The organism is Anaerotignum lactatifermentans, assembly GCF_016902535.1.
In the GTDB taxonomy this organism is placed as follows: domain Bacteria; phylum Bacillota; class Clostridia; order Lachnospirales; family Anaerotignaceae; genus Anaerotignum; species Anaerotignum lactatifermentans_A.
The window spans coordinates 51,848-66,882 of record NZ_JACSNY010000002.1; the positions used below are offsets into that span (position 1 = coordinate 51,848).

Below are 15,035 nucleotides of genomic sequence, written 5' to 3' on the forward strand. Positions count from 1 at the left end.
AAAAATTGCAGCAAGAGAGGTGATGAAGGTGGCTTATGAAATTTTGAAAAGTATTGTGGATGCGGAAGCACAGGCTGTGGAAAAGAAACGTCAGGCCAATGCGGAAGCCGAAAATATGAAGGCGGAAGCAAAGGCACAGAGCACGGCCCTGCTGGACAGCACCCGCAAAGAGGGCCTGCGGGAGATCGATGACGCAGTAGCGCGCGCTGTGGAAGACAGTGTGGTTACCATTCAGGGGATTCGCCGCGATGCCCAGGAGGCTTGTTCGGAAATCAGAAGTCAGGCTGCAGGCAAAAAGGAAAAAGCAATTCAGGCGGTAATCGGAAAGGTTGTGGGAACTTATGGCAGTTGTTGAGATGTGCAAGCTCTCTGTCATCGGTTTGAACAGCAGCCGTACACCTTTTCTCCATGAATTGATGCGTCTGGGGGTTGTAGAGATCAATTCCCAGGAGGGCGTTGTCAATGATGAGGAATGGATGCCAGACATTTTCCGGACCAGTAACAGCGCGGATGTATCCCGACTGGAAGCCGATCTTTCCCGCGTCAGTGTGGCGCTGGATGCCATCGGCAGGTATGATACAGGGAAAAAACCCCTGATTCATACCAGAAAGGAAATCCGCAGAAATGAATTCGTTCGCTATATGGACGAAACCAAAACGGCAACAGAACGGAATGTGGACAAAGCGGTTCAGGCGGCAAAGGCCATTGCCGATGCCCAAAGTGAGATCAATCGTCTGCGTACGGTGATCGCCGGTCTGAAGCCCTGGGAAAAGCTGGATGTTCCTCTGGAGATGTCGGAAACAGAGTTTGCCTGCATGATGCTGGGAACAGTCAGTGCCAAGACCAATACGTCTCAGGTAATGACAAAAGTTCCGGCGGAAGCGCCGTCGGCAGTGGTTTTGGAAATCAGCGCCGATCAGCAGCAGAAATACCTTGCGCTGATCTCTCTGAAAGAGGAGAGAGAAAAAGCACTAGAAGCTCTGCGGGAATATAATTTCTCGCCGATCACGCTTTCTGACAGCAAGGGCAAGCCGGCGGATCTGGTAACGGCTTATGAAGGCCAGATAACAGAGCTGGAAGAAAAGATAAAGGAAAACGAAACCATTCTGGGCGGTATGGCTCCGGTAAGAAAAGATATCGAATTCCTTTACGACAGCTTGACGATGCGGCGTGACAGAGCCCGCATAGTCGGAGATATGCTGAGCACGGAAACAGTATTCTATTTTGACGGCTGGCTTCCGAAAAGAAGTCGGGACAAAGTGGAATCTTTGCTTCGGGATTATAAGTTTTATTATGAGATCAAGGAACCGGATCCCGACGAGGAAGTGCCGATTCTGCTGCACAACAACGGTGTGGTAACGGCATTTGAGGGAATTACAGGAATGTACAGCCTTCCTTCCCGTCATGATGTGGACCCCACAGCGCTTCTGGCGCCATTTTATTTCCTGTTCTTCGGGCTGATGCTCTCCGACGCGGCATATGGTATTATCCTTTCTGTGGGATGTGCCATTGTATTGAAGAAATACAAGCTGGAAGGCACCATGTATCGTATGTTTAAAATGTTCTTCTACTGCGGTATTTCCACATTTATGTGGGGCGCATTGTTTGGCGGTTGGTTCGGTGACTTTTTCACCGTGGCCGCAAGGACCATGTTCGGCGTGGACTTTACCATTCCGGCGATCTGGTTCAACCCTCTGGAAGAACCTATGAAGCTGCTGATCTTCTCCCTGATTCTGGGCGGAATTCACATCTTCGTTGGTATGGGCGTGCAGGCCTATATGTACATCAGAGACGGTCATCCGCTGGATGCGGTATTTGACATCGGCCTTTGGTATTTGCTTCTGATCGGTCTGGTACTCTTCGGTTTCGGCGGTACCCTGGGAAGCGCCTTCCCTGCGGTAGGCAAATATATGGCCATCGTCGGCGCTGTTGGCATCCTTTTGACCGGCGGCAGAAAGAAAAAAGGCATTGGCAAGATTACAGGCGGTCTGGGCAGCCTCTACGGCATCACCAGCTACCTGTCTGACGTGCTTTCCTATTCCAGACTGCTGGCGCTGGGTCTGGCGACCGGCGTAGTAGCGCAGGTTGTCAACACGCTGGGCTCCCTGGCAGGCGGCGGCATCGTTGGTTCCATCGTTTTGATCGTTGTGTTCCTGGCAGGTACGGTATTTAATATCGCGATCAATGCTCTGGGCGCGTTCGTACATTCCTGCAGACTGCAGTACGTTGAATTCTTCGGTAAATTTTATACAGGCGGCGGCAGAGAGTTCCGTCCTTTTGAAAGAAAGACCAAATATATCAAGATTATAGAGGAGGATGTTGAAGATGGTAGATAGTTTATTAAACGGTCAGGTATTGGCATTATCCGGCGCGGCGATCGCCGCAGCGTTGGGCGGTATCGGCAGTGCTTTGGGTGTAGGTGTAGCAGGTCAGGCTGCTGCCGGTGTTGTATCCGAAGACCCCAATAAATTCGGTCAGGTTCTGCTGCTGCAGGCTCTGCCCGGCACACAGGGCATTTATGGCCTGCTGATCGCCTTCATCGTAATGGTTAAAGTAGGTTTGTTGGGCGGCGACGGTATGCTGGATCTGTCCGTAGCACAGGGCGCATCCATTTTTATGGCATCCCTGCCCATCGGTATCGTTGGTCTGGTTTCTGCCATCGCTCAGGGCAAGGCAGCGGCAGCAGGCGTTATGTTGGTAGGCAAAAGACCCAGTGAGCTGGCAAAAGGTATGCTGTTTGCGGCTATGGTAGAAACATACGCAGTATTGGCGCTGTTGGTATCCTTCCTGATGCTCAACAGCCTCCAGCTGTAATTCGTAAAAAAGGAGGAATCACTCCTATGAATGACGGTAAAATCATTATAGACAGAATCATGCAGGAAGCGGATAAGGAGATCCAGGTAATCCTGGGTCAGGGCAAAAAAGAGGCAGACGCCATTTTAAAGGCGGCCCAGGAAAAAGCCCGCAAGGAAAAGGAATCCTACCGCAAAAGAGCTGAGGAAGAAGCCAGAAAGGCACATGCCAAAGAGGTTTCCGGCGCTGAAATGGAAGCGAAAAAATCCCTGCTGCAGGAAAAGCAGGCCATTTTGAGCGAGGTAATCGACGAGGCAAAAACAAGACTGGAACAGCTGCCTGATGAGGAATATGCAAAAGTCATTGGCGGTATGCTGGATCGTCTGGACCCTGCGGAAGGCAAGGAAATCATCGTTTCTGAAAAGGATCATTCCCGTCTGGCGGCTGTGATTGCCGAAAAGGGACTGGTGCTGTCCGACGAAACAAGAGAGATCGATGGCGGTTTTATTGTAAAGAACGGCGATATCGAATATAACTATTCCTTTGAAGCGATCATTATGGTAGAAAAAGAAGAGATTCAGCAGACAGCAGCGAAAATATTGTTTTAAGGAGGGGTAGAAATGTCTAAAAATAAAATTTACCCTTTCGCCGTGGCGAGCGTTCGTTCCATGGAAAACAAGCTGCTGAGCAAGCAGAAGCTGATGCAGATGGCGGAAGCCAAATCTGTGGAGGAGGCAGTACGTATGCTGTCGGATACCGCTTATGGCAAGACACAGATTCAGGATGTGCATCAGTTTGAGCAGATGATCGAGAGCCATTTGGAGGAAACCTATACTTCCGTGGCGAAATTGATCCCGGACGAAGCGCTGATTGATATTTTCCTTTATAAAAACGACTATCACAATGTGAAAGTTCTGATTAAGGAGGAAATTTCCCGTGTCAGCGGCAAGCGTCTGCTGGTCAGAGGCGGTACTATCCCGCTGGAGGTTCTGGTAAAGAGTTTCCGGGAACGCAATTACGCGGAGCTGCCTACCATTGACGGAGATGCTGTGGAAGAGGCCATTGCCTTGTACGCAAAGACGAAAAACGGCCAGTACATTGATACAGTTCTGGATAAAGCCTGCTTTGCGGCAATGGCGGCCAGAGCGGCGGAAATGAAAAACCGCTTTGTGCAGAAGTATGTTATGATCCTGGCGGATCTGACAAATCTGAAAACAGCGCTGCGCGTAAAAATGATGAGACGGCCTTTCCAGGCATTTGAGGACGCTTATGTTGTCGGCGGCAGTATCCGGCTGGATATTTTTGTCCGGGCTTTCCGGGACGAGAGCCTGATTCCGGTGTTGAAGGAAACGGCATATGGTTCTCTGTGTGAACAGAATATGGAGCAGGGCTTTACGGTATTTGAAAAGGCCTGTGACGATTATCTGATGGACTATGTAAAAGAAGCCAAGTATAAAACACTGACACCGGAACCGGTTGTTGCCTATATACTGGCAAAGGAAACAGAAGCGAAATGCGTCCGGATCATTCTGACTTGCAAAATGCATGAGATCGATGCGGAGATCATCAAAGAAAGGGTGAGAGAAGTATATGTCTAAAGTTGGTATCATTGGCGATAAAGACAGTATTCTGGGCTTCCTCGCTCTGGGAATCAATATTTTTCCCGCGTATACTCCCGAGGACATCAAAAAGACCATCCACAATCTGGCGGAAAAAGAGTACGCGATCATTTATATCACGGAAGAAGCCAGCTTGCAGGCGAAAGAGAGTATTGCGAAATATAAGGATTTTGAATTACCGGCGATCATCGTGATTCCGGGCATCGGCGGCAGCATGGGCCTGGGTATGAACGAAGTAAGAGAGTCGGCGAAACGTGCCATCGGTGCGGATATACTATTTGGTGAATAAGGATTGTAGGTGAGTGAAGATATGAAAGCAGGCACGATAGTGAAGGTGTCCGGCCCGTTGGTCATCGCGGAGAACATGAGGGAAGCCAATATGTTCGACGTGGTACGTGTATCCGACAAGCACTTGATCGGTGAGATCATCGAGATGCACGGGGACAGAGCATCTATTCAGGTATATGAAGAAACATCCGGTCTGGGCCCTGGTGAGGAAGTTGTTTCCACAGGGATGCCTTTGAGCGTTGAGCTGGGCCCCGGCCTGATCTCTACCATTTATGATGGGATTCAGCGTCCGCTGGAACGGCTGTATGAGCTGAGCGGCACAAATATCCATAAGGGCGTAGAGGCACCTTCTTTGGATCGCGAGAAAAAATGGAAATTTGAACCTGCCTGCCAGGTCGGCGATAAAGTAAAAAGCGGCGACATCATCGGCAAGGTACAGGAAACAGCGGTAGTAGAATGCCGTATTATGGTACCCGTTGGTGTAAAGGGCACCATCAAGGAAATCTATATCGGTGACTTCACAGTAGAAGAAACCGTATGTATCATTACAGATGAAAAAGGCAAAGACATCGAAGTAACCATGATGCAGAAATGGCCCGTTCGTAAGGAAAGACCTTACAAGGTAAAAGAAACACCCGACTCTCTGCTGGTAACAGGTCAGAGGGTTATCGATACGTTCTTCCCCATTACAAAGGGCGGCGTTGCTGCTATCCCTGGCCCCTTTGGCAGCGGTAAGACAGTAACACAGCATCAGCTGGCAAAATGGGCGGATGCGGATATCGTTGTATACATCGGCTGCGGCGAGCGCGGCAACGAAATGACAGACGTACTGAACGAGTTCCCCGAACTGAAAGACCCTCGTACCGGCGAGTCTCTGATGCAGAGAACCGTTCTGATCGCAAATACTTCCGATATGCCCGTAGCGGCCCGGGAAGCATCCATTTACACAGGCATTACCATTGCGGAATATTTCCGTGATATGGGTTACAGTGTAGCGCTGATGGCAGACTCCACTTCCCGTTGGGCTGAGGCGCTGCGTGAAATGTCCGGTCGTCTGGAAGAAATGCCCGGTGAAGAAGGCTACCCTGCATACCTGGGTTCCCGTCTGGCACAGTTCTATGAAAGAGCCGGCCGCGTAGTCTGCCTGGGTTCTGACAACAGAATGGGGACTCTGACAGCCATCGGTGCGGTATCCCCTCCCGGCGGCGATACTTCCGAACCTGTATCTCAGGCGACACTGCGTATCGTCAAGGTATTCTGGGGTCTGGATTCGTCTCTGGCATACAAGAGACATTTCCCTGCTATTAACTGGCTGACCAGCTACTCCCTGTATCAGGATAAGGTAGATGTTTGGGCGGACAAAAATGTCGATCCCAATTTCTCCGAACAACGTACTCTGGCGATGCGTCTGCTGCAGACCGAAGCGGAACTGCAGGAAATCGTACAGCTGGTTGGTGTAGACTCTCTGTCTCACAGCGACAGACTGATTCTGGAAACAACACGTTCCATTCGTGAGGACTTCCTGCATCAGAACTCCTTCCACGAAGTGGACACATACACTTCTCTGCATAAGCAGTATCGTATGCTGAAACTGATCCTGAACTTCTATGAAGAAGCAGGGGAGGCTATCAAACAGGGCGTTCCCATCCAGAAGATCACAAAGCTGGACGTTGTAGAACGTATCGGTCGTGCAAAATATGTGGAAGAGATCAACGTAGACAAGAGTTACGATGAAATCGAGCAGGATATTAAATCCGAAATGAAAGAATTGATTCAGAAGGGGGCTGAGGAATTATGATAAAGGAATATCGTTCCATTCAGGAAGTTGCCGGCCCTCTGATGGTTGTATCCGGTGTTGAAGGCGTAAAATACGACGAGCTGGGTGAAATCGAGCTGGCAAACGGTGAGGTAAGAAGATGCAAGGTTCTGGAGGTAAACGGCGATACTGCTCTGGTACAGCTGTTTGAATCTGCTACTGGTATCAACCTTTCCGACAGTAAAGTGCGTTTTTTGGGCAAGAGCCTGGACTTTGGCGTTTCCCCTGACATTTTGGGACGTGTCTTCAGCGGCATGGGCAAACCCATCGACAATGGCCCCGAAATCATTCCCGAAAAGAGAATGGATATTAACGGCGCACCTTTGAATCCTGCGGCAAGAGAATACCCTGCGGAATTTATCCAGACTGGCGTTTCCGCCATTGATGGTCTGAATACACTGGTTCGTGGTCAGAAACTGCCAATCTTCTCTGGTTCCGGTCTGCCTCACGCAAATCTGGCAGTACAGATCGCCAGACAGGCGAAAGTAAGAGGTACTGATTCCAAATTCGCCGTAGTATTTGCGGCAGTTGGTATCACCTTTGAAGATGCGGAATTCTTCATCAATGATTTCCGTCAGACAGGCGCCATCGACCGTTCCGTTGTATTTGTAAACCTGGCAAACGACCCTGCCGTAGAGCGTGTATCCACACCTCGTATGGCACTGACCGCTGCGGAATACCTGGCATTTGAACAGGGGATGCACGTACTGGTCATCATTACCGATATTACAAACTACGCCGAGGCTTTGCGTGAAGTATCCGCGGCGAAAAAAGAGGTTCCCGGACGCCGTGGCTATCCTGGTTACCTGTATACTGACTTGGCGACCATGTATGAACGTGCCGGACGTATCAAAGGAAAACCCGGCTCTATTACCATGATCCCCATCCTGACTATGCCCGAGGATGATAAGACACATCCCATCCCCGACTTGACAGGATATATTACAGAAGGCCAGATTATTCTGAGCCGTGACCTGTATAAAAAAGGTATCCAGCCTCCTATCGACGTACTGCCGTCCCTGTCCCGTCTGAAGGATAAAGGTATCGGCAAAGACAAGACAAGAGAGGACCATGCGGATACCATGAACCAGCTGTTCGCGGCTTATTCCCGTGGTAAAGATGCGAAGGAACTGATGGCAATCCTGGGCGAAAGCGCATTGTCCGAGACTGACCTGATGTATGCGAAATTTGCGGATGAATTTGAAAAACAGTATGTTTCTCAGGGCTTCCGTACAGACCGTACCATTGAACAGACATTGGATACCGGCTGGAAGCTGCTGCGGATGCTGCCGAAGAGTGAGCTCAAACGTATTCGTGACGAGTATCTGGAAAAATATCTGCCGGATGAGGAGTGATGAACTGTGACGAAATTAAACGTCAATCCTACCCGAATGGAAATGACCAGGCTCAAACGTCAGCTGAAAACGGCGACCAGAGGGCATAAACTGCTGAAGGATAAACTGGATGAACTGATGAAGCAGTTTTTGGAGATTGTCAGAGAAAATAAACGTCTGCGTGAGCAGGCGGAGGCGGCCTTGGAAGAGGCTTATCGCAACTTCATTATCGCCAGAGCGGTCATGAGCGAAAGCTCTCTGTCCGAGTCCTTGATGATCCCCCAGCAGGCTGTCTCCGTTAAGGTGACCAGACGAAACATCATGAGCGTAAATGTGCCTGTATTTGACTTTAAGAAGGAAGAGGGCAGCGGCGATATCTATCCCTATGGTATGGCGTTTACCTCCGGGGAACTGGACAGCGCCATGAATTCCTTCTCTGACGCCATGGAACCGCTGCTGCGGCTGGCGGAAAGTGAAAAAACAGCACAGCTTTTGGCGCAGGAGATCGAACGTACCCGCCGCCGTGTAAACGCGCTGGAAAACGTTATGATCCCCAACTATCAGGAAACCATTAAATTCATCGCCATGAAGCTGGAAGAAAACGAAAGAGCCGGCACAACCAGAATGATGAAGGTAAAGGATATGGTTTTGAAAAAAGCCATCGAAGAAAAGAGAACGCGGGACGAGGCGGCACACGCCTGAGTTTCGTAAAAAACACGCAGGATATTTTATCAAAAATATCCCGCGTGTTTTTTTGCATAATGCAAAAAAACATCAGCTGCGGTATAATAAAACAAAAATAAGCGCAAAAGGAGGGATCAGCATGAAAAAACTGATTCTGGATTTGGATACTGGTATTGATGACAGCATGGCGCTGGCCTATGCAGTGGAAAGTTCTGATTTTGAACTGATTGGTGTAACAGGGACATACGGAAATGTTTATACGGAAGTAGGTGCGCAGAATGCGCTGAATGTATTGCAGGTACTGGGCCATTCTGATGTACCCGTCTACTGTGGCGCGAAGCATAGTTTGCATACAGAACGGTATCTCCGCCATGAGATCAGCGCGAAAATCCACGGAGAAAATGGTGTCGGAGATGTTGATCTGCCTATGGCATCCAGACCCATAGAAGAAAAAAAAGCCGTGGATTTCCTGATCTGGGCCATTACAAAATACCGTCAGGATCTGGTTATTGTAGCAACGGGGCCTTTGACGAATCTGGCACTGGCATTAAAGCAGGCGCCGTTGCTGAAAGAGATCATCGGGCCTGTGGTCATAATGGGAGGTGCTTTGACTGTGCCGGGAAATGTAAGCCCTTATGCCGAGGCCAATATTTCCAAGGACCCTCATGCGGCAAAATTCCTTTTTGAAAGCGGTATCGATCTTACTATGGTGGGATTGGATGTCACCGAGCGTTCTCAGCTGACGAAACAGGATACGCAGACCTGGCGTCAGGTACAGACCATGTCCGGCAGGGTATTTGCCGATATGGTAGATTATTATATTGCGCAGCATCCCCACAGCGGCGCAACAGCATCCTATCTCCATGATCCCTCTGCGGTCATTTGTGCCGCACATCCCGAATGGTTTACTATGCTGCCCATGCATATGACGGTAATTACGGAAGGAGAAGGTACAGGGCGTACCATTGGTGATCCTGCCAAGCTGAGGACGCCGGAACCCAGAGTAAAGGTCTGCGTTGGTGTGGACAGTGAAAAGGTAGAAAGACATTTTGTGGAGACATTAACGGCGTTGTTCCGAAAGGCTATTTAAACAGGCACGAAGCACAGAAAGTTTCATAGACTGAAAGGAAAAGGTCTTTGGAGGTGGCTGTATGGCTTCCATCAGCCTGTGTATGATCGTGAAAAATGAGGAAGAGACCATGGCTCGTTGTCTGCGAGGAGTAAAGGGGATCGTGGACGAAATGATCGTAGTGGATACGGGTTCCACAGATAAAACAAGGCAGATCGCTGCTGTGGAAGGGGCCAAAGTTTTTGATTTCCCGTGGCAGGAGGATTTTTCCGCCGCCCGAAACTATTCTTTTTCTCTGGCCGTATCGGATTACTGCATGTGGCTGGATGCCGATGATGTTCTGGACGAGGAAAACCAGCGGCGTTTGGCGGAATGGAAAAATCGTCTGGATCAGGAGCAGCCGGATGTGGTGATGACGCCCTATGATGTGGCGTTTGACGAGGAAGGCAGAGCTATCTTTACTTATTTTCGGGAGCGTATTCTGCGCAGAGGTCCCTTGAGCCGCTGGCAGGGGAGAGTTCATGAAGTCATTACGCCGTGGGGAAAGGTGGTTTATGGAGATGTGCATATCCGCCATAAAAAGGAAAAGCCCCATGATGGAGACAGAAACCTGCGGATTTATGAAACCATGCTGGCAGAGGGTTGTGACTTCTCTGCCCGGGAACTGTATTATTATGGTCGGGAATTGTATTATCATGATCGGAACGAAGAGGCGGCCGCTGCTTTTCGTGAATTTTTACAGCGTCCGGACGGATGGCTGGAAAATCAGTTGGAAGCCAGTCGTCAACTAGCGGAATGTTATGGAAGGCTGGGAGAGGAGGAACAACAGCTTCGTGTGCTGTATGACAGCTTTTTACTGGATCTGCCCCGGGCGGAGACCTGCTGTATGCTGGGTGGGATCTATTTCCGGCAAAAGGAATGGCGGAAGGCAGCCTTCTGGTATGAAACGGCGCTGCGCCGGGAAAGAGAGCAGACCGGCGGATTTGTTCAGGAGGACTGCTATGGATATTTGCCCTGTATCCAGCTTTGTGTTTGCTATGACCGGCTGGGGGAATACGAGAGGGCCGAAACCTGCAACGAAATGGCGGCGCTATGGAAACCAAATGATCCGGCGGTGGCGTATAATCGAAATTATTTCCGGCAGAAAAAGGAATCAGAGACCGGAAATGTGACAAGTGAAAGCCTGAGAACATCCTTATAAAAAAGAACAACACGCTGGAATCCTTGTAACACAGAGGATTTCAGCGTGTTGTTTTGATCCGTCATTTCTTTCAAAAAGAAATGAATATTTTGCTTTTTGTGGTTTACAGCAGTGTAACGCCTGCTTTCTCACAAACATCGATGGTTTCCTGATCCCAAATAGAGGACTGTACTTCACCGATGTGCGCCTTGCCCAGAAGAAGCATGCACAGTCTGGACTGACCGATACCGCCGCCGATGGTGCAGGGCAGTTTGCCTTCCAGCAGCATTTTGTGGTAGGTCAGCTGACGTCTGTCGTCGCAGCCTGCTTTTGTCAGCTGGCTGTCCAGAGAAGCCGCGTCAACACGAATACCCATGGAGGAGACTTCCAGAGCGTTGTCCAGAACAGGATTATAGAACAGCAGGTCCGCGTTCAGCTGCCAGTCATCATAGTCGGGCGCACGTCCGTCATGAGGTTCGCCGGAACGAAGTTTGTCGCCGATCTGCATGATGCAGACAGTTTTGTGTTCTTTAACAAAGGCGTTTTCCCGTTCCTTCGGTGTCAGGTCGGGATATTTGTCTTCCAGCTCCTGAGAGGTGATAAAAGTAACTTCCCGGCACAGCTCTGTTTTGATGCGGGGATATTTTTTCTTCAGAACCTCCAGGGTATCACAAATACAGATGACGATGCCCTGAACAGTGAATTTCAGTTCCTGTAAATTTCTTTTCTCCGGAGTGATGACTTTTTCCCAGTCCCACTGATCTACATAAATGGAATGAAGGTTATCCAGAGTTTCATCCCGGCGGATAGCGTTCATATTGGTGTAAAGACCTTTGCCGGGGCGGAAATCATAGCGGTAAAGCGCCATTCTTTTCCATTTTGCCAGAGAATGTACGACCTCGGCTGTTACGCCGGTGGCGGGTACTTCAAAGCTGACGGGTCTTTCCACACCGTTCAGATTATCATTTAAGCCGGTGCTGGGGTCCACAAACAGGGGAGCGGATACCCGTTTCAGATTCAGTGTCTGGGACAGATGCTCCTCAAATGTCTGATGGATCAGGCCGATGGCATTTTGTGTTTCGTATAATGTCAGGACGGACTGATAGCCTTCAGGAATATATGTTTTGCTCATAATAACACCCTCTTTCTTAAATCACTTTATTAGCATATCATAAACGGTGGAAAAGTCAAGGAAAACCCGTTTTCTTTGGAGGAAAAGCATTGACAGAAAACTCCTACAAGTGTATGATATAGTAAAACATACAGATGTAGGAATAGAAAGGAGGGAAATTATGCAGAAATTACCAGATACGGAACTGGAGATCATGCAGGTGATATGGAAGGAGGGACGTGTGCTTTCCACATCAGAGATCAAAGAACTGCTGGAAGAGCATCGGCCATGGAATATATCCGCTTTGCAGACACTGTTGAATCGTCTCATTGACCGTGGATTTTTGGATTCCTATAAAGAAGGAAAGAGCCGGTATTATCAGACGAAGATAAAGGAGAAAGATTATCTGGCTTTTGAAAACAGTCTGTTTTTGCAGAAAGTCAACGCAAATTCTCTGACAAAGCTGGTGGCCTCTTTGTATCAGAGCAATTCCATTACAGACGAGGATTTGGACGAACTGGCGAAATTCATTGAGGAAAAGACGAGAGGAGGGGCGTAAAGGAATGGAACAGAATCTTTTGATTAGATTGCTGGAATGGATGTTTCAGGCCATTTGGGCCATTACGCCCGGCGTGACGATTTCTGTACTTCTGCTTCTTTGCGCTGCAAAGGTGCTGGGGAAACGGTTGGGCTATGGCTGGATGTGGATCTGCCTCAATCTGATGATACTCATATCTGTTTTTCCAACGATTTACGCAAATGCGAGGATGGATCGATTTTTGGTGTCGATTCCCTCTGTGATCCACTGGGAAAGCGATGGTGTGGAGGATGCCGTATCAGTTCCGCTGTCAACGCAGACAGAAGAACTGGTTTCCGGGAATCAGGAAATAAATGTCACTGTTTCTGATGGAGCGGATTTAAAGGAACGGGAGGAATTTCTGGGAGTATCCTCACAGCCGCCGGAGGAGATGGCTTCTGGATTCCGGTTTAGTCTCTTTTCCATCTGGTTGATGGGTGCGCTGCTTTTTTTGATGTATCATATCATACAATATGCCAGAATGACCGTCTATCTGCGTCGGGGCAGGGAACGGATCAAGGACCCGGAGATTCTGGATCAGTATGCCATGATATTTTCGCAGTATCAGAAACGATGGAAAAAACAGGATTGGGAGCGGCCTGCGATCTATTATCATAGAGGGCTTCCCAGTTCGCTCTGCGTTGGCCTGATTCGGCAGGAGATTTATATAGATTCTCAGGATCGGGATATGAGAGATACGAAATGGATTTTATGCCATGAACTGGTTCACGCCATACGGGGAGACCTTTCAAGCAAAGTAGGGATGTTGATTTTGCAGACTCTGCACTGGTTTAATCCCTTTGTGCATCTGTATGTACGGAAAATGGATCAGATCATAGAAATGGGCTGTGATGAGGAAGTTGTGCGGGATTTGTCTGAGGAGGAGAAAAAGAACTATTGTATGACTATCCTGAACAGCATTCGGGAGGGCAATAGAAAGAGAAGCCGGATGTCTACAGCTTTTATGGAAAACAAAAAGACGTTGAAAAACAGATTGGAGCACATTATGGATGTGAAACCCAAAAAGAAAACCCGCTTCTTAGAACTTGCTTTGGTAATCATGATTTTTTTCGCGGTGAATCTGGTTGGCTGCCAAAAGATGGAAGAGCCGCAGCAAACAGAACAGACAGATTTGATCTCAAAGCTTTACAGCGCACAGACAGACTATATCGGAAATGCCTCCGCCGTAGGCAAAATTCTTGGGCTTCTGCCTTTGCCGGAATATCTGGCCTTTCACGATGAGGGCATGGAGTTGTTTACCGATGAGACGGCGCCAATGGGGGTCAATCGTCATTTGACCTTTGTGGGAACCATTTCCTCTGAAATAGATGACGCCGCATTTGAACGAAACGCCTATTTGTTTTTGGCACTGGTAAATAACGCTGATTTTGTGGAATACACCATCCATGGAGAAGAAAACGCTGTTTTGGTAACCTATCGTTATGACCGCAAAATGGCGGAGGAATATTATGGGGATACAGACCTGCGTTCCTTTACAGCAGACCCGCAAACTTTCCGAACTTTTGTGGAGGAACTGAGTCAGCTTTTTGATTCTCCGCTGACAGAGGATGCTTTTGCAGAAACATCCGCAACGTGGGAAGAAAACCAGAGGCAGGCAGGGCAATATATTGCCACATTGGCAGAACTGCCAATGGAGGGAGATTTTACATCCTGGGCGGAGAAAATCCGCCAGCAGCCGGAGTTTGACGCTTTGTGCAAACTGGGGGATGATACCCTGATCTATTGTCTCAGTCATTTTGCTGTTTATGCCGGGGAGGATACGGAAAGCATGGTTATGATGCTGGCAGCGGATCAGATCGCCTTTGGTGAGAAGGATCCGGCGGAACTGGCACAGACCACACCTGCCCAGTGGTATAGTTTTTACAACGCTCTGGATTCTGTTTATCTTGGTTCTTTTTACAAGGGTATGGAAAAACAGTATGCCGCTATGCCGCAGACCAGCTATCTGTCGCTTTCCAAAGAAGCGGCAGCTTCTACGGTGATATCCAAGAACAGCGATGTACAAGCTGTCTATGAAGCGCTGTCTTCACTGTATGAACAGGAGGCCGGAGATGGGCATAGGATGACGATTTTTGCACCTCTGATTTTAGATATCTCGAAATCAGAGAACTGGATGACTGTCAGCTGTGTGGTGCATACAAGAGAGTATTGTCTCATGCGGGTGAAGGAAAAGGGGTACTGCATGAAACAAATCAGCGGGTCCAGCGTTCCGGCCAGCTTGTTCTTTACGAAGGAAGAAGGTGGATGGAATATCTCTGATGTCCGTTGGGCAAAGGATGGCAGCCAGTATGAGCCTTCCATTAAAGCCATGGCACCCAATGACGTAGTAGCACAGAGGATGATGTCTTATGATTCTGACGAAATTACAAGACTGCTGTATGAAAATATGATTTCTTATCTGGAGATTGTCGGAGTCACACAAAACGGGCCTTATATTTATGATGGCTCCTATATGGAACCAGATACAAAGACGGAAATCTCCAAATTCCTGCGGTTGGCATAAGACGGATTCTTTCTGGAAGTATGTTCCTGGGTGTGCTAAA

The 15,035-nt window shown here is 48.8% G+C and carries 14 protein-coding genes; 13 read left to right on the forward strand and 1 reads right to left on the reverse strand.

Annotation, left to right across the window (positions count from 1 at the left end):
- The first annotated feature begins 28 nt into the window (after nucleotides 1–28).
- The 11 genes from H9X84_RS01675 to H9X84_RS01725 all read left to right on the forward strand — a co-directional run bounded on the left by H9X84_RS01675 (nucleotide 29) and on the right by H9X84_RS01725 (nucleotide 10,804).
- The gene (locus tag H9X84_RS01675) at nucleotides 29–355 is read left to right on the forward strand and encodes a hypothetical protein (protein ID WP_205132589.1); all 327 of its coding nucleotides are present in this window, start codon (nucleotides 29–31) and stop codon (nucleotides 353–355) included.
- Complete coding sequence (locus H9X84_RS01680; protein WP_205132590.1) at nucleotides 342–2,336, forward strand: V-type ATP synthase subunit I; 1,995 nt, start codon at nucleotides 342–344, stop codon at nucleotides 2,334–2,336. Before H9X84_RS01675 ends, H9X84_RS01680 begins: the two co-directional genes overlap by 14 nt.
- Complete coding sequence (locus tag H9X84_RS01685) at nucleotides 2,326–2,814, forward strand: V-type ATP synthase subunit K (protein ID WP_330612226.1); 489 nt, start codon at nucleotides 2,326–2,328, stop codon at nucleotides 2,812–2,814. The genes H9X84_RS01680 and H9X84_RS01685 overlap by 11 nt, the downstream gene beginning before the upstream one ends.
- Nucleotides 2,815–2,840: 26 nt before the next feature.
- Nucleotides 2,841–3,401 (forward strand): V-type ATP synthase subunit E, encoded by a 561-nt coding sequence (locus tag H9X84_RS01690; protein WP_205132592.1) that lies wholly within the window; start codon nucleotides 2,841–2,843, stop codon nucleotides 3,399–3,401.
- A gap of 12 nt (nucleotides 3,402–3,413) precedes the next feature.
- On the forward strand, nucleotides 3,414–4,391 hold the full coding sequence (locus H9X84_RS01695) for a V-type ATP synthase subunit C (RefSeq protein WP_205132593.1): 978 nt from the start codon (nucleotides 3,414–3,416) through the stop codon (nucleotides 4,389–4,391).
- The gene (locus tag H9X84_RS01700; protein WP_205132594.1) at nucleotides 4,384–4,701 is read left to right on the forward strand and encodes a V-type ATP synthase subunit F; all 318 of its coding nucleotides are present in this window, start codon (nucleotides 4,384–4,386) and stop codon (nucleotides 4,699–4,701) included. Before H9X84_RS01695 ends, H9X84_RS01700 begins: the two co-directional genes overlap by 8 nt.
- 21 nt (nucleotides 4,702–4,722) lie before the next feature.
- Nucleotides 4,723–6,498, forward strand: a complete 1,776-nt coding sequence (locus tag H9X84_RS01705) for a V-type ATP synthase subunit A (RefSeq protein ID WP_205132595.1) — start codon at nucleotides 4,723–4,725, stop codon at nucleotides 6,496–6,498.
- Nucleotides 6,495–7,871, forward strand: coding sequence for a V-type ATP synthase subunit B (locus H9X84_RS01710; RefSeq protein ID WP_205132596.1), 1,377 nt, complete (start codon nucleotides 6,495–6,497; stop codon nucleotides 7,869–7,871). The genes H9X84_RS01705 and H9X84_RS01710 overlap by 4 nt, the downstream gene beginning before the upstream one ends.
- 6 nt (nucleotides 7,872–7,877) lie before the next feature.
- Entirely contained in the window at nucleotides 7,878–8,552 is a 675-nt protein-coding gene (locus H9X84_RS01715) for a V-type ATP synthase subunit D (protein ID WP_205132597.1), read from the forward strand.
- A gap of 121 nt (nucleotides 8,553–8,673) precedes the next feature.
- Nucleotides 8,674–9,624, forward strand: a complete 951-nt coding sequence (locus H9X84_RS01720; protein ID WP_205132598.1) for a nucleoside hydrolase — start codon at nucleotides 8,674–8,676, stop codon at nucleotides 9,622–9,624.
- Nucleotides 9,625–9,685: 61 nt separating this feature from the next.
- Nucleotides 9,686–10,804: a glycosyltransferase family 2 protein gene (locus tag H9X84_RS01725; protein WP_205132599.1), complete on the forward strand. Its 1,119-nt coding sequence runs from the start codon at nucleotides 9,686–9,688 to the stop codon at nucleotides 10,802–10,804.
- A gap of 103 nt (nucleotides 10,805–10,907) precedes the next feature.
- On the opposite strand, the gene asnA is transcribed toward H9X84_RS01725, so the two are convergent.
- Nucleotides 10,908–11,915 (reverse strand): aspartate--ammonia ligase, encoded by a 1,008-nt coding sequence (gene asnA / locus H9X84_RS01730; protein ID WP_205132600.1) that lies wholly within the window; start codon nucleotides 11,913–11,915, stop codon nucleotides 10,908–10,910.
- A 160-nt stretch (nucleotides 11,916–12,075) separates the two neighbouring features.
- On the opposite strand from asnA, the gene H9X84_RS01735 reads away from it, so the two are divergent.
- Both H9X84_RS01735 and H9X84_RS01740 read left to right on the forward strand, forming a co-directional pair.
- Nucleotides 12,076–12,453, forward strand: coding sequence for a BlaI/MecI/CopY family transcriptional regulator (locus H9X84_RS01735; protein WP_205132601.1), 378 nt, complete (start codon nucleotides 12,076–12,078; stop codon nucleotides 12,451–12,453).
- 4 nt (nucleotides 12,454–12,457) lie between these two features.
- Complete coding sequence (locus tag H9X84_RS01740; RefSeq protein WP_205132602.1) at nucleotides 12,458–14,995, forward strand: M56 family metallopeptidase; 2,538 nt, start codon at nucleotides 12,458–12,460, stop codon at nucleotides 14,993–14,995.
- Nucleotides 14,996–15,035 lie beyond the last annotated feature (40 nt).